General features: G+C 66.0%; 18 protein-coding genes. 12 read left to right on the forward strand and 6 right to left on the reverse strand.

What is annotated here, in order from left to right:
• Positions 1–38 precede the first annotated feature (38 nt).
• From ACIQXM_RS02695 to ACIQXM_RS02710, 4 genes are all read left to right on the forward strand, one after another.
• Positions 39–596: a GNAT family N-acetyltransferase gene (locus ACIQXM_RS02695; protein WP_400927187.1), complete on the forward strand. Its 558-nt coding sequence runs from the start codon at positions 39–41 to the stop codon at positions 594–596.
• 234 nt (positions 597–830) lie between these two features.
• Positions 831–2,564: an L-lactate permease gene (locus tag ACIQXM_RS02700; protein ID WP_400927190.1), complete on the forward strand. Its 1,734-nt coding sequence runs from the start codon at positions 831–833 to the stop codon at positions 2,562–2,564.
• Positions 2,565–2,594: 30 nt separating this feature from the next.
• Complete coding sequence (locus tag ACIQXM_RS02705; protein ID WP_400927193.1) at positions 2,595–3,638, forward strand: alpha/beta hydrolase; 1,044 nt, start codon at positions 2,595–2,597, stop codon at positions 3,636–3,638.
• Positions 3,639–3,784: 146 nt separating this feature from the next.
• Complete coding sequence (locus ACIQXM_RS02710) at positions 3,785–4,888, forward strand: alpha/beta hydrolase (RefSeq protein WP_400927196.1); 1,104 nt, start codon at positions 3,785–3,787, stop codon at positions 4,886–4,888.
• 27 nt (positions 4,889–4,915) lie between these two features.
• Here the strand turns inward: ACIQXM_RS02710 and ACIQXM_RS02715 are convergent, their stop codons facing one another.
• Genes ACIQXM_RS02715 through ACIQXM_RS02725 form a run of 3 tightly spaced genes read right to left on the reverse strand, consistent with a single transcriptional unit; the run spans position 4,916 to position 7,847 of the window.
• Positions 4,916–5,551, reverse strand: coding sequence for a lactate utilization protein C (locus ACIQXM_RS02715; protein ID WP_400927199.1), 636 nt, complete (start codon positions 5,549–5,551; stop codon positions 4,916–4,918).
• Positions 5,548–7,050, reverse strand: coding sequence for a LutB/LldF family L-lactate oxidation iron-sulfur protein (locus tag ACIQXM_RS02720; RefSeq protein WP_400927202.1), 1,503 nt, complete (start codon positions 7,048–7,050; stop codon positions 5,548–5,550). The genes ACIQXM_RS02715 and ACIQXM_RS02720 overlap by 4 nt, the downstream gene beginning before the upstream one ends.
• Entirely contained in the window at positions 7,047–7,847 is an 801-nt protein-coding gene (locus tag ACIQXM_RS02725; RefSeq protein WP_400927205.1) for a (Fe-S)-binding protein, read from the reverse strand. The genes ACIQXM_RS02720 and ACIQXM_RS02725 overlap by 4 nt, the downstream gene beginning before the upstream one ends.
• Before the next feature lie 193 nt (positions 7,848–8,040).
• Between ACIQXM_RS02725 and ACIQXM_RS02730 the strand changes: the two genes are divergently transcribed.
• The 5 genes from ACIQXM_RS02730 (at position 8,041) to ACIQXM_RS02750 (ending at position 15,247) form a co-directional block, all read left to right on the forward strand.
• On the forward strand, positions 8,041–9,777 hold the full coding sequence (locus tag ACIQXM_RS02730) for an L-lactate permease (protein ID WP_400927208.1): 1,737 nt from the start codon (positions 8,041–8,043) through the stop codon (positions 9,775–9,777).
• Positions 9,778–9,892: 115 nt separating this feature from the next.
• Positions 9,893–10,663, forward strand: coding sequence for a FadR/GntR family transcriptional regulator (locus ACIQXM_RS02735; protein ID WP_400927211.1), 771 nt, complete (start codon positions 9,893–9,895; stop codon positions 10,661–10,663).
• 32 nt (positions 10,664–10,695) lie between these two features.
• On the forward strand, positions 10,696–11,226 hold the full coding sequence (locus tag ACIQXM_RS02740; protein WP_400927214.1) for a CinA family protein: 531 nt from the start codon (positions 10,696–10,698) through the stop codon (positions 11,224–11,226).
• A gap of 150 nt (positions 11,227–11,376) precedes the next feature.
• Complete coding sequence (locus tag ACIQXM_RS02745; RefSeq protein ID WP_400927217.1) at positions 11,377–14,196, forward strand: FAD-binding and (Fe-S)-binding domain-containing protein; 2,820 nt, start codon at positions 11,377–11,379, stop codon at positions 14,194–14,196.
• A gap of 85 nt (positions 14,197–14,281) precedes the next feature.
• Positions 14,282–15,247, forward strand: a complete 966-nt coding sequence (locus tag ACIQXM_RS02750; RefSeq protein WP_400927219.1) for an aldo/keto reductase — start codon at positions 14,282–14,284, stop codon at positions 15,245–15,247.
• A 14-nt stretch (positions 15,248–15,261) separates the two neighbouring features.
• Here the strand turns inward: ACIQXM_RS02750 and ACIQXM_RS02755 are convergent, their stop codons facing one another.
• Positions 15,262–15,651: a VOC family protein gene (locus tag ACIQXM_RS02755; protein WP_400927222.1), complete on the reverse strand. Its 390-nt coding sequence runs from the start codon at positions 15,649–15,651 to the stop codon at positions 15,262–15,264.
• Positions 15,652–15,878: 227 nt separating this feature from the next.
• Here ACIQXM_RS02755 and ACIQXM_RS02760 point away from each other — a divergent pair, with 227 nt between their 5' ends.
• From ACIQXM_RS02760 to ACIQXM_RS02770, 3 genes are all read left to right on the forward strand, one after another.
• Positions 15,879–16,745: an aldo/keto reductase gene (locus ACIQXM_RS02760; protein ID WP_400927225.1), complete on the forward strand. Its 867-nt coding sequence runs from the start codon at positions 15,879–15,881 to the stop codon at positions 16,743–16,745.
• Positions 16,746–16,822: 77 nt separating this feature from the next.
• Positions 16,823–17,524, forward strand: a complete 702-nt coding sequence (locus ACIQXM_RS02765; RefSeq protein WP_400927228.1) for a type 1 glutamine amidotransferase domain-containing protein — start codon at positions 16,823–16,825, stop codon at positions 17,522–17,524.
• A 6-nt stretch (positions 17,525–17,530) separates the two neighbouring features.
• Positions 17,531–18,385 (forward strand): SDR family oxidoreductase, encoded by an 855-nt coding sequence (locus tag ACIQXM_RS02770; protein WP_400927230.1) that lies wholly within the window; start codon positions 17,531–17,533, stop codon positions 18,383–18,385.
• 13 nt (positions 18,386–18,398) lie between these two features.
• Here the strand turns inward: ACIQXM_RS02770 and ACIQXM_RS02775 are convergent, their stop codons facing one another.
• Positions 18,399–19,211, reverse strand: coding sequence for a glycerophosphodiester phosphodiesterase (locus ACIQXM_RS02775; RefSeq protein WP_400927233.1), 813 nt, complete (start codon positions 19,209–19,211; stop codon positions 18,399–18,401).
• A 7-nt stretch (positions 19,212–19,218) separates the two neighbouring features.
• Positions 19,219–20,619: an ABC transporter substrate-binding protein gene (locus ACIQXM_RS02780; RefSeq protein WP_400927236.1), complete on the reverse strand. Its 1,401-nt coding sequence runs from the start codon at positions 20,617–20,619 to the stop codon at positions 19,219–19,221.
• Between the last annotated feature and the right edge of the window lie 11 nt (positions 20,620–20,630).

A 20,630-nucleotide genomic window follows, 5' to 3' on the forward strand; every position in this document is an offset into this window, starting at 1 on the left:
GGTGTTCCGGCCCTCCGGCGTGCCCTAGAGTAGGGTCCATGCCCTCACAGGATGTAGCCGACTGGACTCCGGTGCACACGGACCGGCTGATACTGCGGCGTCCCGTTGGAGACGATGAGAGTGCGGCCCTGGACCTGCACACCGATCCCCGGACCAACGTTCACCACCCCGCTCCGCATACTGTCACCCGGGCTTCCTCCGCACGGATTTTCCATGAGATTGGCCTGCATTGGTACCGCCACGGTTTTGGGGTGTGGGCGGTGTGCACCCAGGATGAGCCGCAGGCGCTGATCGGATTCACGGGCCTGTCCCACCGGCTGGTCCATGCCAGGCCGGCATTGAACCTCTACTACCGCTACTGTCCTGAAGTCTGGGGCCGCGGCTACGCTGCCGAGGGCGCCCGTGAGGCTGTTCGGCTCGCGGAAAAACTGCTTCCGGGCCTGCCGGTGGTTGCCTACACCACCCCGGACAACATCGGATCGCAGCGGACGGCGCTGGCCGCGGGGCTGACGCGCCGCGAGGACCTCGACGTGGACCGCGGCACCTATCAGGACGTTTATCTCGCCCGCAGCTGGTACACCGAACCGCCCCGCTAAACGACCCCGGCACCCCGCCCCCTCACCCACCCCGCAGGCCGCCCCTTGCTGCACACACCCCGTCAACCCTGTGGCCCCGCCCGCGGGCATTTCTCCGGCACTGGGCAGTAAAGGCACATCTCGGCCTTAACCTTGGGATGGGCATTCCCGTGCTTGCCGCAGCCCGCAGTCGGCGGCACGGCCCGGCCGTGTTTTTCCGTTGGCGCCGCCGTCCGGCGCGACCCGGAGGTATCCATGGAACAGTTCACCCCCGCCACTGACGCCGTCGCCAACAGCATCACCTGGTCCGCCCTTCTGGCACTGATCCCCCTGCTTTTGTTCTTCCTCCTGCTGGCCTTCGCCAAAACGAAGGCTTACGTAGCCGGCGCCTGGGCCCTGCTGACGGCGCTGATCATTGCCGTCCTGGGCTTCCACATGCCGGTTGGGCTCGCCCTTCTGTCCGTCACCCAAGGTGCTGCCTTCGGCCTGTTCCCGGTGGTGTGGATCATCATCATGGCGGTATGGCTCTACCAGGTCACGGTCCTCAGCGGACGGTTCGAGGACCTGCGGCGGGTGTTCGACGCCGTGGGCGGCGGGGACCTGCGGGTGCAGGCGATCCTCGTGGCCTTCTGCTTTGGCGGACTGCTGGAAGCACTGGCCGGATTTGGAGCTCCGGTGGCCATCACCGTCACCATGCTGCTGGCCCTGGGCATCGCTCCCATCCGCGCTGCCACCGCCGTGCTGGTGGCCAACACCGCACCCGTGGCCTTCGGGGCACTCGCCATCCCCATCACGACGGCGGCCAACCTCACCAACTATCCGGGCGAGGAAATCGGGGCAGTGGTGGGACGCCAAACCCCGCTGCTGGCCTTTTTTATCCCGCTGGTGCTGCTGTTCATCCTGGACGGGCGCCGCGGACTGCGGGACTGCTGGCCGGTGGCGCTGCTGACCGGCGTCGTCTTCTCCATTGTGCAGTTCCTGTGTTCCAACTACTTCTCCTACGAACTCACGGACATTGTTGCCTCGCTGGTGGCCATGGTGGCCGCCGTCGGCTTCCTGCGGATCTGGCATCCGCGCAACGGAGAAGAAGCCGACGCGCGGATGACCAGGGAACTGGCCGAAGCGCGCGCCTCCGGCTGGACCCCCTCCGGCGGATCCGCCCACGTCGGCACGGCGGCCAGCGACACGGCAGCGGACCGGCTCACACCCGGCCGGGCCTGGATGGCACTGTTTCCGTATGTTCTGGTGATCGTCGTTTTTGGGATCGTGAACCTCTGGACCTGGGGCGTGGACATCCCCGAAGCACTGGAAAAAACCATCATCAAGATCCCCTGGCCCGTCCTGCATGATGCCCTGGTGGACGCCAACGGGCAGCCGCAGTCCTCCACGATCTTCAGCTTTGAGTGGCTGATCAGCCCCGGAACCCTGCTGCTGATCAGCGGCCTGATTGTTGCACTGGTCTATTCCCGGTTCAACGACGGCGGCCGGTACCCGCTCGGGATGGGCGACGCGGTCAGGGAAATCGGCCGTACTGCCGTCCGGATGCGCTCGGCTGCCCTGACCATCCTGGCCGTGCTGGCCCTGGCATACGTCATGAATTTCTCCGGCCAGACCATTTCCATCGGCACCTGGCTGGCGGCCACGGGCGGGTTCTTTGCCTTCCTCTCCCCCGTTCTGGGCTGGATCGGCACCGCCGTAACAGGTTCCGACACCTCGGCCAATGCCTTGTTCGCCAAGCTGCAGCAGACAGCAGGAATCCAAGCCGGCATCGATCCGCAGCTCATGGTGGCGGCGAACACCGGAGGCGGAGTGATGGGCAAGCTAATCAGCCCGCAGAACCTGGCAATCGGTGCCGCTGCGGTCAACATGAGCGGGCAGGAGTCCGTCCTGTTCCGCAAGGTGCTGGGCTGGAGCGTGGCGCTGCTCCTGGCCCTGTGCTGCATCGTGTTCCTGCAGTCCACGCCGGTGCTGGACTGGATGCTGCCCTAGACCTCCCCCGCTTTGGGACAACGCAGCCACATGCGTAACACTCGTTTCATGGCTAAAACCCGTCTTCTGACCGCCGCTGCCGCGGTGCTGGCTGCCGCCGCCGGCTTCCGGCTCAGCCCGTGGCCCGCCGCGCTTCTGATCCGTGCCGTGTTTTACCGGGGCGCCCGGCAGCTCGCGAATGTCATGCAGCGCTATGCTCCTGCCGCCGGAGTCACCCCGTTCCGGGGCCTGAGCTTTAACGCCGGCAGCCGCAGCGGGACACTGGACCTGTTCGTGCCGGCGAAAGCGGCGGAGCCGGCGCCCCTGGTGGTGTGGATCCACGGCGGCGCCTGGCTTTCGGGCAGCCGGAACGACGTCGAACCCTATCTGCGCATGCTTGCCGCTTCCGGTTATGCCGCTGCAGGACTGACCTACACCGTGTCTCCGCGGGGCGTTTATCCCCGGGCCGTGGAGGAACTGGCTGCGGCACTGACATTCCTATCGGAACACGGTGCGGACTTTGGCGTGGATACGCGCAGGATCGTCCTGGCGGGAGATTCTGCCGGTGCCCAGTTGGCGGCGCAGCTGGCCGTGCTGGCCACCAACCCGGACTACGCCCGCCGGACCGGGCTTTCCTCGCCGCTGAATGCCGGCCACCTTCGCGGGGTCATCCTGCACTGCGGGGTGTACGACGTCGCCGCCCTGGCCTCGCTGCGGGGCATCCTGGGCTGGGGCTTCAAAACGGCCTTGTGGGCCTACTCCGGTCAGCGGGACTGGTCCCGGACCGCAGCCGGCCGGGACATGTCCGTGCTCAACGACGTCGGCGCAGGTTTCCCGCCCGCGTTCATCACCGGCGGCAACGGCGACAGCCTTACCGCCACCCAATCGGTACCACTGGCGGCCCGCCTCACGGCCCTGAAGACGGAAGTGCGGACCCGGTTCTGGCCGGCGGACCACCGCCCTGCCCTGCCGCATGAGTACCAATTCCACCTGGACCGAACGGAAGCGCAGCAAACCCTGGCAGATACGCTGGATTTCCTGCAGGCGGTATGCGGCCCCCGTGCGGTGCCGCGGGCCGCCGGTCCCGGCCACTGATCCCGGACCTCAGCCCTTACCCACCCGCTCCTTTAGTACCGCCGGCCACTGCCTGCCGTGAACTTGCTCGCAGCGGGCGGCCGCAACCCGCTTGGCGGCGGGGAATGCGCCGAAAGGCACCCAGCCCCGCTTCATAACGTAGAAGTATGAAGATCTCTCCGCTCGCTGCCGCCGGGCTGGCAGCCGGAGCGGCCGCCGCTGCCGGATTGGCCGCCGCTGCATCACTGCACTGGGATCGCCGTGTATCGGCACTGCTCATTCGCGGCGTGTTTTCCGGTGCCGGCCTGTTTCAGAAGAAGAACCGGCCGGCCATTGCCGGGTTCAAGGTAACTAGGCACCGCGAACTGCAGTACCTCGGCTCCCACGGCCGGCCGTGCCTGGATCTGTTCCTGCCGGACACGGCCCGCAAACCCCTGCCGGTTGTGATGTGGATCCACGGCGGTGCATGGATTTCCGGTTCAAAGGAAGATGTGGCGCCGTACCTGAAGGTTCTGGCCGGGTATGGTTACGCGCTGGCGGGTGTTGGATATTCGATCTCACCGAAGGCGGTCTATCCCACCGCAATCAAAGAGCTCAACGCGGCGCTCGGATTCATCCGTGAACACGCGGACCGCTACGGGCTGGACCCGAACCGCATCGTGCTCGCCGGTGACTCCGCCGGAGCTCAGCTCGCCGCACAGCTGGCGCTGGCCATCTCCAACCCGGAGTACGCCCGGGAAACCGGAGTTGTCCCGGCTGCCGCGCCTTCCCAGCTGCGCGGGATCCTGCTGAACTGCGGCGTCTTCGACTTTCCCTCGGTCGCCCGCCTGGCCGGCCCCATGGGCTGGGGCCTGCGAAAGGCTCTCTGGTCCTACACCGGATCCCGCAACTGGGCCTCCACCACTGCTGCGGAGCACATGTCCATCCTGCAGCAGGTGGATCACCGTTTTCCGCCCACCTACATTTCCAGCGGGAACGGTGATGACCTGACCCCCACCCAGTCCATCCCGCTGGCAGACCGGCTGGAGGAACTGGGAGTCCCCGTGGTCCGCCGGTTCTGGCCGAAAGAGTACAAACCGGCTTTGGGACATGAGTATCAGTTCCAGCTGCACCGCCCCGAGGCCATGGAATCACTGCATGAAACCGTTGCGTTCCTGGCGGACGTCACCGGTGTGTCGGCCCTGCCCGGGGTGGCGCCGGAGAAGGTTGTGACTGTGCATGAGGAACTCGGTGAGGAGCTGCACCGGCTGGAAGACCGGCTCGCCGCCTAGCCATCCGCCGCAGGCACCTGCAAGGCCTCAGCTCCGGACGATTATCACGTCCAGGTTCCGCGGGCCGTGCACGCCCTCCACGCGTTCCAGTTCAATGTCCGAAGTGGCGCTGGGCCCGCTGATCCAGGTCAGGGGACGCGTTCCGTCCAGCCGGCGCAGGGCTTCGGGCAGGATGCCGGCCACGTCTTTTTCCCGGACCACGCAGATGTGGTGGTCGGGAACCAGAGTGATGGCCCGCCGGCCCTGGTTGGGGCTGGCATCCAGGATGATCGTGCCGGTTTCCGCCACCGACACGGCGCTGCCGGTAACGACGGCGTCCACCGCATCCAGCTCCGCCACACTGAGGGGCGCTTCCGCAGTATCGGTCCGGCGCCGTCCGGGAGCCAGGGCTTCAGCGTCGGCCAGCCAGGCGTCGTCGAGCCCGGCCGGAACCACATAGCTGGCCGCATCCAGGAGCAGCTCGGCGATCCGCGGAGCCAGTCCCGCTTCATCCACCACGGTGACGCCCGCTTTGTAATCCACCAGCCGGTCCACGAGCATGTCGAGTCGCTGGTCGGCGTCCATGCCGGAGTCCCCGCGGTAGGTGCGCGGGATTTCCGGCGCCTCCGGGTGATCCCGCAGGGCCGAGCGCAGCCGGTCCAGGATGTCTTCGCGCGCGCTCATGCCTGTTCTCCTGCGTTCGTGGAATCTTTATGGTCCTTCGCCCACCAGTCCCGGAAGGATTCCGCGGGCGGAGCCGGAATATCCCGGCTCTGCGTCCAACCGCCAACCAGGCCGGGCAGCTTGGTGATCTTTTTCTTGCGTCCGGCCGCAATCCGGCCCAGCGGCAGTCCCTTTTCCAGCAGTCCAAGATGCTTGCCGGAGGAAAATGCCCAGGAGGCGCCCTTCATCATCAGGTCCATCTGGGTGGGCAGTTTCTTCTTGCCCCGCTTGCTGTCCACGTCCTCCGCGCGCAGGTGCACCAGGATTTCGGGAATGTTGATCTTCACCGGGCATGCGTCATAGCAGGCGCCGCACAGGGAGGATGCGTACGGCAGCGAGTTGTTTTCCTCGGACGTAATCCCGGTCATCAGCGGTGAAAGGATTGCACCGATCGGCCCCGGATACGTGGACCCGTAGGCATGTCCGCCGGTGCGTTCGTAGACGGGGCACACGTTCATGCAGGCGGAGCAGCGGATGCAGTGCAGCGCCGAACGCCCCATCTCATCGGCCAGCGCGGCGCTGCGGCCGTTGTCCAGCAGCACCAGGTGCACGTTCTGCGGGCCGTCGCCTTCGGTCACGCCGGTCCACAGAGAGGTATACGGGTTCATCCGTTCCCCGGTGGAGGAGCGCGGCAGCAGCTGCATGAACACTTCCAGGTCCTGCCAGGACGGCAGGAGCTTCTCCACACCCATGACGGTGATCAGGGTTTCAGGCAGGGTCAGGCACATGCGCCCGTTGCCTTCGGATTCGACGACGGCGAGGGTCCCGGCGTCCGCAATGGCGAAGTTGGCGCCGGAGATGGCTACCTTCGCGGAGAGGAACTTCCGGCGCAGGTGCGCCCGCGCGGCCTCGGCGAGCTTCGCCGGGTTGTCGGTGAGCGCTGGGTCGACGCCGGGCATTTCCCGCAGGAAGATGTCCCGGACCTGGGTACGGTTCTTATGGATGGCCGGAACCAGGATGTGGCTGGGCTTGTCATGGTCCAGCTGGACAATGAGCTCGGCCAGGTCGGTTTCAAACGCGGCGATGCCCTGTTCTTCCAGGTACTCATTGAGGCCGATTTCCTGGGTGGCCATGGATTTGACCTTGACCACCTCGTCCACGCCCTGTTCGCGGATCAGATCACGGACAATCTCATTGGCTTCGGCGGCATCCCGGGCCCAATGGATAACGCCGCCGCGGGCGGTGAAGTTGCTTTCGAACTGTTCCAGGAGCTCGGGAAGCCGGGCCATGACGGCCTGCTTGGTGGCGCTGCCGGCGTCGCGCAGGTCCTCCCAGTCCGGCAATTCGCCGACCACGCGCAGGCGCTTGTCGCGGATCGTGTGCGTGGCGTGGCCCAGGTTGGCGCGCAGCTGGCTGTTGCCCAGCTCCCGCTTGGCGGCCGACGGGAAGGACTCTGTGGCGTTGAGGTTGCCCTGTCCGAAGACGGGCAGCGTTGGCATGCCCAGGTACGTGGTGCTCATCGGGAAGCCTTTCCGCTCACCAGGACGTCTCCGGTGACGGAGACCGGATTCTCCCGGGTGCTGGCGAGGATGTCCGCGAGGTGCAGGGTGGTGACGGCGCTGCCTTCCCGGGAGAGCCCGCCGCCGATGTGCAGCAGGCAGGATGCGTCGCCGCCGGAGCACAGCTCGGCTCCGGTGGATCTGATGTTGGCTGTTTTGTCCTCCAGCATGGCCGTGGAGACATCCGCGTTCTTCATGGAGAAGGTTCCGCCGAAGCCGCAGCACTGATCCGCCTGGGGCAGCGGCTGCACGGTGATCCCGCCGACGCTCTGGAGCAGGTTCAGCTGACGGTCCCCCAGGCGCAGCAGGCGCATCCCGTGGCAGCTGGGATGGTAGGTGACGTTGTGCGGGAACCAGGAGCCCAGCTGCTCGGCGGCGTTGGTCACGCCCAGCACATCGGTCAGGAGTTCGGACAGCTCATAGGTCTTGGCGCCCACTGCTTCGGCGCGGGCTTCCAGCCCGGCATCGCCGCAGGACCGGGCCACCATCGGGTGCTGGTGCTTCACGGAGGCGACGCAGGAACCGGAAGGCGCGACGGCGACGTCGTACTCCTGCGATTCGAAGGCCTCAATGTGGTTGCGGACCACGGGAACGGCTTCGGGCAGGTAGCCGGAGTTCACGTGCATCTGGCCGCAGCATGCCTGGCCGGCCGGGAACACCACTTCGTGGCCCAGCCGTTCGAGGATAGCCACCGTTGCCCGGGCGGTGCGCGGATACATCGCGTCCACGATGCAGGTGGCGAATAAAGCGATTCTCATGGCTTGCCTTTCAGCGGGGCAGCACCCCGCACGTGTGGTCTGACCATAGTAGAGCATGTAGGGCAGGTCACGTCCAAGCCCCCGATGTTCTGGTGACTACCATCACAGAAACCCGGAACTTGCGCTAGTATCAGTGTTGGTCAGACCACAGTGGTCTGACCATCTTCTTGTCCAGACCTATGCGGAGGACCCCGTGGAGTCGTTCATTCCCAGCACCGATCCAGTGCTCAACAGTGTTGCCGTCTCGGCGCTGGTGGCCGTGGTGCCGCTGCTGACCTTCTTTGTGCTTCTGGCCTATGTGAAGGTCAAGGCCCACGTCGCGGGCGCGATTGCCCTGCTGGTCGCCCTTGCGGTGGCCGTCTTCGCCTTCCGGATGCCGGCAGGCCTGGCGGTACTCTCCGCCACCCAGGGCGCTGTGTTCGGCGCCTTCCCGGTGCTCTGGATTGTCATCATGGCCATCTGGCTCTACCAGATCACCGTGCTCAGCGGCCGGTTCGAGGACCTCCGCCGGGTGTTCGACGTCATCGGCGGCGGGGACGTGCGGGTGCAGGCCATCCTCGTGGCCTTCTGCTTTGGCGGACTTCTGGAAGCACTGGCCGGCTTCGGCGCGCCGGTAGCCATCACCGCCACCATGCTCGTGGCACTGGGGATCAAGCCGCTCAAGGCAGCCGCGGCCGTGCTGGTAGCCAACACCGCTCCGGTCGCTTTCGGCGCCATGGCCATTCCGATCACCACGGCCGCCTCACTCACCGGCCTGGATGCCGGGCACATCGGTATGGTGGTGGGCCGCCAGGCGCCGCTGCTGGCGGTCTTCGTGCCGTTGATTTTGGTCTTTATCCTCGACGGCCGCCGCGGCGTCAGGGACACCTGGCCCGCCGCCGTCGTCACCGGTGTGGCCTTTGCCCTCGCGCAGGTCCTGTGCTCCACCTTCTTCTCCTACGAGCTCACCGACATTGTGGCTGCACTGGCCGGCCTGGGTGCCGCCGTCGTCTTCCTGAAGTTCTGGCAGCCCAAGGGCCTGGAGTCCGCCCGCGAGCGCATGGGCCTGCCGGCCCTGGCAGCCGCCGGTTCCGATTCCACCAGCACCGGCTCTGCCGGGGCACGCGGCCGCAGCACCGCGGCAGTAAAGGACGGGGACTCGCTGACCCGTTCCCGCACCCTGCTGGCGCTGTTCCCGTACTTCCTGGTGATCCTGATCTTCGGCATCGCCAAGCTGTGGAAATGGGGTGCGGACATCCCCGCGCTGCTCGCTTCCACTGACCTCAAGGTTCCCTGGCCCTGGCTGCATGACCGCCTGCTCAGCGAAGCCGGTGAGCCCGTTTCCTCCACGATCTACACCTTCAACTGGCTCTCCAGCCCCGGCACGCTGCTGCTGATTACCGGACTGATTGTGTGTGCGGTGTACGCCAAGTACGACGACGGCGGCCGGTATGCGATGACGGTGGGCAACGGTGTGGCAGATATTTTCCGGACGGTCTGGAACATGCGCTGGGCCGGCGCGACCATCCTCTCCGTCCTGTCCCTGGCCTATGTCATGAACTTCTCCGGGCAGACCGTGGCCATTGGAACCTGGTTGGCCGGAACCGGCGCGTTCTTCGCTTTCCTCTCCCCCGTGCTGGGCTGGATCGGCACCGCGGTCACGGGTTCCGACACCTCGGCCAACGCACTCTTTGCCCGCCTGCAGCAGACGGCCGGCATCGAAGCAGGCATCGATCCGAACCTGCTGGTGGCCGCAAACACCACCGGCGGCGTGGTGGGCAAGCTCATCAGCCCGCAGAACCTCGCCATTGCCGTAACCGCAGTGAAGCTCGACGGCCATGAATCGGTGCTGCTGCGCAAGGTCGTGGGCTGGAGCGTCGGCCTGCTGCTGGTGCTGTGCACCCTGGTGTACCTGCAGTCCACGCCGATCCTGGGCTGGATGCTGCCGTAACTGTTGAGCAGGGCATCGAAGAATGCGGGGCCGGAATGATCCGGTCCCGCGTTTTCGTTAAGCTGCACCTGCCGCCTCGCGCCCTCCGGCAACCGGCACATGGCAGGATGGAGCGGTGACAGACCAACCGCGCCGCAGCTATGACCTGCTGCTGGAAAACATCGAAGCAGACCTCCGCTCCGGAGTCATCTCCCTGGGCGACCAGCTCCCCGGAGAGCGGACGCTGGCAGAAACCTACGGCATCTCCCGGGCCTCGGTCCGGGAAGGCATCCGCATCCTGGACGCCATGGGAGTACTGCGTTCCTCCTCCGGATCGGGCCCCAAGTCCGGAGCCATCATTATTTCCGAGCCGTCGGCGGGGCTGTCCTCCGCGCTGCGCCTGCACATGGCCAGCAGCCGGCTGCCGGTGGCGGACATTGTCCAGACCCGGGTACTGCTGGAAACCTGGGCAGCCGCCGCTGCCGCAGCCCGTCCGCCGTCGGACTCCGCGGAGGAAGCCCTGGCGCGCGCCGCAGCACTGCTGGAAGCAATGGATGCCCCGAACATTGAGCGCGAAGCCTTCCACCTCCTGGACGCCCGGTTCCATGTGGAGCTCAGCTCGATGGCCGGCAATGCGGTCATTGAAGCCATGATGGCTTCCCTCAGCGGAGCCATCAGCGGGTACGTGAAGAACGCCGTGGACGTCATGGAAGACTGGCCTGCCGTGATGAAACACCTTCAGGCCCAGCACCACGGGATTTACGACGCCGTTGCCTCCGGCCGGGGCGATGACGCCGCCCGCCTGCTGCGCGAACATATCGAATGGTTCTATGCGCAGATCCCGGAGGAAGACGACACCGGAAGCGAGAACCGGCAGAAAGATAGTAAGCAGCCTGATAAAATGTGAGTCATCACCGCCGACGAACAGGAGATGCACCAGTGACCAATCCGGATTCTTCGTCCATCGCCCGCGAAGATGCTGCCTCCACCCAAACCGCTGAACGCATTGCTGAACGCATCCAGGACACCGGCGTGGTAATCGGTGTTTCCGAATCCCTGACCAGCGGCCTGCTGGCCTCCTTCCTGGGGGCCGCGCCGTCGTCGTCGGACTGGTTCCTGGGCGGACTGACTGCCTACGCCACCTCGGTCAAGCGATCCGTTCTGGGCGTCACGGCCGAGGCCGTGGTCTCGGAAGAATCTGCCGCACAGATGGCCGAGGGCACCGCGAAGCTGCTCGGCGCCGACCTGGCACTGGCCATTACCGGTTCCGGCGGCCCGGAGCCGCAGGACGGGCAGGAGCCCGGAACGGTATTCATCGGGATCGCTGCTTCCGGACTGGAACGGCCCGTGGTCGTTGAGCGCTTCTTCGAAGGGGACCCGGAGGAAGTCATCCACGCGACGGTTGGTGCAGCCCTCGAACTGCTGGAAGACCGGCTGGAAAAGCTCCTGGCCGAGCACGGCCGGCGCTAGCGCAAACCACCCGGGTAAAGGCTCCGAAACGCACCCGGGCGCATTCTATCCCCGCCCTCCATGTGGTCTGACCAACTTTCGCCCAGCCGTGATCAGGCCTACATTTAGAGGCGGAGCACCGCGGCTCCCAGGATCGGTTGGAACAAAAAAATGAGCCTTCACACGAAAGCCCCCGCCCCTTCAGCGGCCTCGGTAGCCGACCTCGGCACCGAGAACATCAGCACCCGGGACATCGACCGGCGCAAAATGGCCCACGATGCCTCCCACTACCTGATGATCCCCGAGGCCGTGGCCACCCCGCGCACTGCCGAGGAGGTGGCTGCCCTGCTGCGCCGGAGCCGGGAACTGCGGATTCCGGCCACCTTCCGTTCCGGTGGAACTTCGCTGTCCGGCCAAAGCCAGAGTGACAGCCTCCTGATCAACACCCGCCAGCATTTCCGCGGCATCGAAGTGCTCGACGGCGGTGCCCGGGTCCGCGTGCAGCCCGGCGCCACCGTGCGCGCCGTAAACTCCCGGCTCGCCGCACACGGACGGAAGCTCGGCCCCGACCCCGCCTCCGAGATCGCCTGCACCATTGGCGGCGTGGTAGCCAACAACTCCTCCGGCATGGCCTGCGGCACTGAATTCAACACCTACCGGACCATTGACTCCATGGTGCTGGTCCTCGCTTCCGGATCCCTGATTGACACCGCAGCCCCTGACGCGGAAACAAAACTGCGCACCCTGGAACCCGAGCTGTTTGAGGGCCTGCTGCGGCTTCGCGGAGGCATCGTCGCCAACCCCCGGTCCGTGGCCACCATCGAGCGGCTGTTTTCCATGAAGAACACCATGGGCTACGGACTTAATGCGTTCCTGGACTACGAGAGCCCGGTGGACATCCTGTCCCACCTGATGGTGGGCAGTGAAGGCACCCTGGGTTTCGTGGCCGAAGCCACGTTCCGGACCGTGCCGGCCCTGCCCAAGGTGGCCACCGGCCTGATGTTCTTCGACTCGCTGGACCGCGCCGCCACCGCCCTTCCGGAGCTGGTGGCGTCCGGGCTGGCCACCATTGAACTGATGGACTCCACCTCCCTGCGTGTGGCCGCTGCTGATCCCACCGCACCGCCGGAACTGCGCGGACTGGACATCGTTTCCCACGCCGCCCTGCTCGTGGAGCACCAGGGGCGCACGGCCGAGGAGCTGGCGGAGAAGCGCGAGGGCTCCCGGGCCCTCTTTGAATCACTCGCCCTGGCCGTCCCCTTTGCGATGACCGACAAGGCCAAGGACCGCGCGGCCATGTGGCACCTGCGCAAGGGGCTGTACACCACGGTTGCCGGCGCCCGCCCTTCCGGGACCAATGCGCTGCTGGAAGACATTGTGGTTCCCGTGCCGGCCCTGGCACCCACCTGTGCCGAACTGGCCCGCCTCTTCACTGAACACCGCTACCAGGACTCGGTGATCTTTGGCCACGCCAAGGACGGCAACATCCACTTCATGCTCAACGAGCGCTTCGACGACCCCGTGGAGCTGGCCCGCTACCAGGCATTCACCGAAGACATGGTGGACCTGGTGCTCGGGAACGGCGGCTCGCTCAAGGCCGAGCACGGCACCGGCCGGATCATGGCGCCCTTTGTCCGCCGCCAGTACGGCGACGAACTCTACGAGGTGATGTGCCAGCTGAAGGCACTGGTGGATCCGGCGAACCTGCTCAACCCCGGCGTCATCATCAACGATGATCCGGCCTCCTACATTGCGGATCTGAAGGTGGCGCCCACCGTGGAGGAGGAGGTGGACCGCTGCGTCGAGTGCGGCTACTGCGAACCCGTCTGCCCCAGCAAGGACCTGACCACCACTCCCCGCCAGCGCATTGTGCTGCGCCGCGAGATTGCCGCCGCCGAAGCCCGCGGCGATGCCGCCCTGGCCAAGGAACTGCGCAAGGACTACGAGTACGACGGCGTCCAGACGTGCGCGGCCGACGGCATGTGTGTCACGGCCTGCCCGGTCCTCATCAACACCGGGGACCTGGTGCGCCGGCTGCGCAAGGAAAACGCAAACGCGGCAGCCGACACCGGCTGGAAGACCGCCGCCGAGCACTGGTCAACAGTGACTGTGGCCGGCGGCAAGGCCCTCAGCTTGGCCAACGCCATGCCGGCACTGCTGCCCAAGGCGGCCACCGCCGTCGCCCGCGCCGTGGCCGGTGCCGAGAATGTTCCCGCCTATGAAACCGTGCTGCCCGCCGGTGGCTCCAAGCGGATGCCGCGGGAGGATCCGCACGCGCTTGCCGTCTATTTCCCGGCCTGCATCGGCACGATGTTCGGCCCGGCCGGCGGCGGCGAAGGCGTCTCGGCGGCCTTCCTGGAGCTGTGCGGCCGGGCAAACATCGGCGTGCGCATTCCGGCGGGCATCGGGGACCTGTGCTGCGGGACGCCGTGGAAGTCCAAGGGGTTCGCCAAGGGATATGCGGCAATGACTGAACGCGTGCTGGCCAATCTGTGGAACGCCACCGGCGGCGGCGCGTTGCCCGTAATCTGCGACGCCGCTTCCTGCACCGAGGGCCTGGACACCATGAAGCGGCTGGCCGGCGAAAGCCCGGACTATCCCGGGCTGCAGTTCATCGACTCGGTGGACTTTGTGCGGGACGAAGTCCTGCCGAAGCTGACTGTGACCCGGAAACTGCCGTCCATGGCGCTGCACCCCACCTGCTCCTCTACGCAGCTTGGCGCCAATGACGCCCTGCAGGCGATTGCCCGGGCCACAGCGGAGGAAGTGTTCGTGCCGCCGAGCTGGGGCTGCTGCGCCTTCGCCGGCGACCGCGGGCTGCTGCATCCGGAGCTGACGGCCTCGGCCACGGACACCCAGGCGGCGGAGGTCAACGAACGCGAATTCGCTGCCTACGCCTCGGTGAACCGCACCTGCGAGATCGGCATGTCCAAGGCCACCGGCCACACCTACCGGCATGTGCTGGAGTACCTGGCCGAGGCCACCCGGTGAGCATCGACCCGGGGTCCGCGACCGAATGATTCGGCTGCGGCCAGCGCAAATACCGAACGGACCTGCCTGAAAGAAGGAGGCGCATATGCAGGGGAACCAGACAGTGGACCGGTTGCGAACCGAGGGGGCCCTCGGCTTTGGTTCGGCCCCGATCGGCAATCTGTACCGCGCTGTTGACGACGGCGTGGCCCGTGCCGCAGTGGAAGCTGCCTGGGAGCACGGCATCCGGTACTACGACACCGCTCCGCACTACGGGCTCGGGGCGGCGGAGCGCCGGCTCGGGGACGTACTGTCCGGCCAGCCAAGGGACAGCTATCTGCTCTCCTCAAAAGTCGGCCGGCTGCTGCGTCCCAACCCGGCGCCGCAGGGACGGGACCCCGAGGGTTTCGACATGCCGGACAATTTGACCCGGGTCTATGACTACTCCCGGGACGGTGTGCTTCGTTCCATCGAGGAAAGCCTGGACCGGCTGGGCACCGACCGGTTGGACGTGGTGTACATCCACGACCCGGACGAGTACTGGGAAGAGGCCGTCTCCGGCGCCGTCCCGGCCCTCGCGGAACTGCGGGACCAGGGCGTCATCGGAGCCTACGGTGCCGGCATGAACCAGTCCGCGATGCTCGAACGCTTTGTGCGGGAAGCGGATCTGGACCTGGTGATGCTGGCCGGCCGGTACACCCTGCTGGAACAGTCGGATTCGCGCAGCCTGATCGAGGCCTGCGGCGAGCGCGGTGTGGGCATCGTGGACGTGGGCGTGTTCAATTCCGGCCTGCTTTCCAAGCCCCGGCCGGCGTCCGATGCCATGTACAACTATGCGCCCGCACCTGTTGCCATGCTGGACCGCGCCAATGCCCTGGCCGATCTTGCCGAGAAGCACGGAACCACTCTTCCGGCCGTTGCCGTGGCCTTCCCCTACCGGGAACCGGCGGTGGTTTCGGTGGTGCTGGGCATGCGCACCGCCGAGCAGGTGATGCAGAACGTCCAGCTCCACCGTGAGCCTGTTCCCGACGACTTTTGGCAGGAAGCAGCAGCACTCGGCTACATCGGCTGAAGATACGCCTGCGGTCAGGACTCCGAGGGCAGGGTGGGCGGAAGCTCAGGCAGCTCCTGAAGTGACCACTCGTTGCCGTCGGGATCACTGAAGTAGACAAACGTCCCCCACTCCAGCGGAGTAATCTCGCTGGTTTCCACCCCGTGGTCCACCAAATGCTGCCGGGCGTCGGCCGCACTCGGAACCACCACCTGGATGCGCTGGGTTCCCGGCTCCATGTCAGTGGTGCCCGGGCCGATCACCACGGAGCAGGCCGATTCGGGCGGCGTGAGCTGCACGAAACGCAGCTCAGGACTTATCCGTTCGTCAAAGTCCGGATTGAACCCGATCTGGTCCACGTAGAAGGTTTTGGCGGCGTCGACGTCGGACACCGGTACCGGCACAAGCTCAATTTTCCAGTCCATGCCCCGACGTTAGAAGCCCTTCCTCCGGCCCGGAACGCCCTTGCGGTCAGCTCCGGTCCGTGGCCCCGCCGAGATGGCAGTAGGTGCTCCTCCCAGCGCTGAGAAGAGCATCTACTGCCATCTCGGCGGGAGATGAGGGCGGGAGATGAGGGGGTGAGGAAGGGATGAGGGAGGGAAGATGGACGCCGCTGCGGAATAAGCCCCGACCCCGCCGCGTTGCCGCCTATATGACAGAGCAGAACGTAACCCCCGTCCCCCCGACCATCGATCTGTTGGACCTGGGCACGGTCCGCCGTCTGGGCTTCGGCGCCATGCGCATTGTCGGCCCCGGCGTCTGGGGCGAACCCGAAAGCCGCGGCACCGCCGTCGACGTCGTCCGCCGGGCCGTCGAGCTGGGTGTCGATTTCATTGACACCGCGGATTCCTACGGCCCGACCGTCAGCGAAGAAATCATCGCTGAAGCGCTGTACCCCTACCCCGACGGCGTGCGTGTTGCCACCAAGGCCGGCTTTGTCCGCACCGGACCTGATGTCTGGGTACCTGTTGGCCGTCCCGAGTACCTGCGCCAGCAGGTGGAGCTGAGCCTGCGCCGCCTGAAGGTCGATTCCCTGGACCTGTTCCAGCTGCACCGCATTGATCCCACCGTTCCGGCCAATGACCAGTTCGCCGTGATGCGCGATCTGCAGCAGGAGGGCAAGGTGAAGGCCCTGGGCCTGTCCCAGGTGTCGGTGGAAGAGCTGAAGGCTGCCGGCGAATACTTCACGGTTTCCACCGTGCAGAACCGCTACAACCTCACGGACCGCTCCTCTGAAGACGTACTGGAATACGCCGAAGCCAACGGCATCGGCTTCATTCCGTGGGCTCCGATTTCCGCCGGCGAGCTGGCCCTGCCGGGCGGACCCGTAGCCGCCGCCGCCGAGCGCCTGAACGCCACGGAGTCCCAGGTGGCCCTGGCCTGGCTGCTGCGCCGCTCCCCCGTCATAATGCCCATCCCGGGCACCGGCTCCATCAAGCACCTCGAGGAAAACCTCGCTGCGGCTGATCTGGTGCTGGATGACGCAACCTATGAAGAGCTCAACGCCGCAAGCAAGTAACACTGCGTCCGGCTCCCCGTCCGTCCGCGGACACCAAACTTCCCCCACGCTTTCGCAATTAAAAGGAGAACTTTTCCATGGCTAACATCCTCATGGTCGTTTCAGCAGCCGATTCCCTCACCATGAAGGACGGCAGCGAGCATCCCACCGGCTTCTGGGCCGAGGAACTTGTTGAGTCGCACCGCGTCCTGCGCGAGGCCGGGCACACCGTGCGCATCGCCACCCCCAACGGCACCAAGCCCACCGTGGACAAGGTCAGCCTGGATCCGTCGCAGGCCGGCGGAGAAGAGCGGGCCACCGCCTTCACCAACTACCTCTCCTTCATCGACGCCGAGCTCTCCTCGCCGCTGGTGCTCGCCGACGCGGACATCACGGAGTACGACGCCGTTGTCATGCCGGGCGGGCACGGCCCCATGGCGGACCTGGCCTTCGACAAGCACCTGGGACGGATTCTCATTGCAGCTGACAACGACGGAAAGATCATCGCTCCGTTCTGTCACGGCCCGGCAGGTTTGCTGAGCGCCGAGACCGAGAACGGCGACTTCGCCTTTGCCGGCCGCAAGCTGACCGTCTTCACGGACGAAGAAGAGCTCGGCGGCGGCACCGGGGAAAACACTCCCTGGTTCTGCGAGGATGTCCTGCGCAACAAGGGCGCCATCGTGGAATCCGGTCCGGCCTGGACCAGCTTTGTGGTCCGCGACCGGAACCTGATTTCCGGCCAGAACCCGCAGTCCAGCGAAGACGTGGCCAACGCCGTGCTCTCCGCCCTGGGCGAGTAAGGCACCATGACCGTCCTGATTGCCGGCTGCGGCGATCTGGGTACGGAAGCCGGCCTGCGGTTCGCCGCGGCCGGCTTTCCCGTGCTCGGATGGCGCCGCTCCCCCGAGAACATCCCCGCTCCGCTCACCGGCCAGGCCGCGGACCTCACCGGCCGCAGCGGTGAGCTGCCGCGCATTCCGGCGGACACCGACGTCGTCGTCATTGCGGTGGCCGCGGGCCGGCGCAGCGAGGAAGCCTACCGGGCCGCCTATGTGGACGGCACAGCCAACGTCCTGGACGCGCTGGACCGCGACGGCGTGCATCCGCAGCGGATCCTATTTGTTTCCTCCACGGCCGTGTATGGCGACGCCGACGGACAGGAAGTGGACGAAGAAACTGCACCTGCGCCCGCGTCCGTGACCGGCGGGGTCATCCTTGAGGCCGAGGAACTGCTGCATTCGCGGCGGCCGGATGCCGTGGTGCTCCGGCTCTCAGGAATCTACGGACCGGGACGCACCCGCCTCATTGATTCCGTTACGGCCGGCACCGCCGCGGTTCCGGCCTCCCCGCAGCTGACCAACCGGATCCACCGCGACGACGCCGCGGCCGCCATTGTGCATCTGATGTCACAGGTGCCGGAACCGGAACCGCTCTATGTAGGCGTTGACGACGAACCCGTTGACCTCGCCGAGGTGCTGAAGTTCCTTGCTGACGAGCTGGACCGGGAACTGCCGGCCCCGCAGGAGACTGCCAGCAGCCGCGGCGGGGACCGCAGGCTGAGCAACCGAAGGCTGCGGGGCACCGGCTTCGAGTTTGCCTATCCCACCTTCCGGGAAGGGTACCGCGCGGTGCTCGCGGGAAGCGGCGTCCGCCACCCCTGACGGACCGTGCGTGTCAGCGGCTGGCCTCCGGACCGGAGGCCAGCCGGGCAATGAGGGTGTCGGGGAAATCGGTAATCACCGCGTCCACCCCCAAAGCCAGGACGGCATCCATGTCAGCGGGGGAATTCACGGTATAGACCCACAGCCCCAGTCCCGCTGCCCGCACGGCGGCTGCGCTGTCCGGCGTCAGGCTCACATGGGATGCCACTATGCCCTGCGCATATCCGGCGCCTTCAGCCAGCAGTTCCGCGTCCGGGACCTCCTCCACCAGCTGCCAGGCCGGCACCTGCGGAGAAATCCCCGCAAAGGTCCGCACCGCTGCGGGATCGAATGAGCTCACCGTGACCGGGTGGTGTTCCCTCAGCTGTGTCCACTCGGGACCGGCCAGCGCCGCCGCTACTGCCTGTTCCACCCCGGGGGAATCGGCCGGAGCTTTCAGTTCCAGGTTGACTCCCAGCCCGGAGCCGACGGCGTCGGGCAGTTCGTTGAGGAAGACAATGGGCTCTCCCTTGAACTCCTCGCCGAAATAGCCGCCGGCGTCCAACCGGCGCAATTCCGCGGCAGTGAAGGACGTGATCGGATCGTCGGCGCGGTCCGGATAAACCTGCGCAATATTGGTGGTCCGGGCGCCGGTGCCGTCATGGAAGAGGAATAATTCTCCGTCCGCGGTGAGGCGGACATCGGTCTCAATCATGTCGGCACCGGATGCCCGGGCCCGGGCAAAGGCGACGGTTGTGTTCTCGGGGGATGTTCCGCTGTTCCCCCGATGTCCAACGACCAATGGTCTGCCGGAAGCTGCCGTACCGGTAAATGCCCTGTTTTTCATGTGTTAATTACTTCACCGAGTTGTTGTAGTTCTCAACCTCGGCCTTGAGTTCGTTCACTGAATCCGTCAGCTCGGTCTTGCTGTCCCCGCCCAGCAGGACTCCCTCAAGGGCGTCCTCGGCGGCTTTCCGTGCCTGCGGCATGGATCCTGCGGAGCAGCCCTGGGTGGCTGCGGACAGCTTGGTGTCTTCAAGCTGCTGCACGGCCACATCAAACTGGGGGTACTGCTCACGCCAGGCCACGTCCTTCGGATCGTCCAGGGCGCTCTTGGAGATGGGGAAATACCCCGTTCCGGTGTGCCAGGTGGCCTGGTTGGCCGGCTCGGCCAGGAACTGCATGAACTGCCAGGTGGCTTCCTTCTCGGCGTCGGAGTGCCCGTCACCGGAAACCCACAGCGAGGCCCCGCCGATGATCGGCCCGGACTCGTTCTCCTTGATCTTCGGGTAGTAGCCGACTCCGAGTTCAAATCCCTGCTCGTCGGCGGCCTTCTGCATTCCCCGCAGAGCGCCGGTGGATTCCAGCGTGATGCCAATGGTGCCGCTCTTGAAGGCGTTCTGCGCGTCGGGCAGCGCGCGCCCGGTATTGCCTGCCACTCCGGTGTCCACCAAGGACTTCCACCAGTCGGCAAACTGCACGGCGGTGTCGTTGTTGAACGAGTACTCGTCCACCCGCTCACCGCTGCGGCCGTTGTCCGGGCTGCAGTAAAGCTCACCGTTGGCGGCCACTTCCTGCTCCAGCAGCCAGCCGTAAATGGCTGCGTTGAAGCCGAATTCCGCCGGCCCGCCGTTCTTCTTGGACAGCTTGTTGGCGGCGTCGGTGATGGCGTCCAGCGTTGCCGGCGGCGTCTGGGGATCCAGGCCCGCCTTCTCGAACAGCGTCTTGTTGTAATACAGGACGGGCATGGACGTGTTGAACGGCATCGACCAGAGATCATCGTCGATCGAGTAGTAGCCGGCAATGTTGGGCTGCAGATCGGAGACGTCGTATTCGTCCCGGTCAATGAAGGCCTGGGTGGGCAGCACGGCGCCGGAATCGATCATGAACTGGGTGCCGATGTCATAGATCTGCACCATGCTCGGCGTGCTGCTGGACTGAACCGCGGCCTTGTACTTGGTGATGGTGGTGTCGTAGTCGCCCTGGAAAACACCCTTGACCTCAATTTTGCCCTCATTGGCAGTGTTGAAGTCAGTAATCAGCTGGTTCAGAGTCTCACCGTTGGTGCCGTCCATGGAATGCCAGAAATTGACCTCGGTGACGCCGTCGGCCTTCTCCAGTGCGTCGGCGGCCGGGGCTTCCCCGGCCGCTCCCGCGTCACCGCCGCCGCTGCCGCATGCGGACAGCGTCAGGGCCAGTGCAGCGGCGCCGGCAGCCATCATTGGCAGACAGCGCCCTCGACGTGTGGTTCGCATTGATTTTCCCT

Source organism: Arthrobacter sp. NPDC097144, assembly GCF_044762205.1.
Classification (GTDB): Bacteria; Actinomycetota; Actinomycetes; order Actinomycetales; family Micrococcaceae; genus Arthrobacter_B.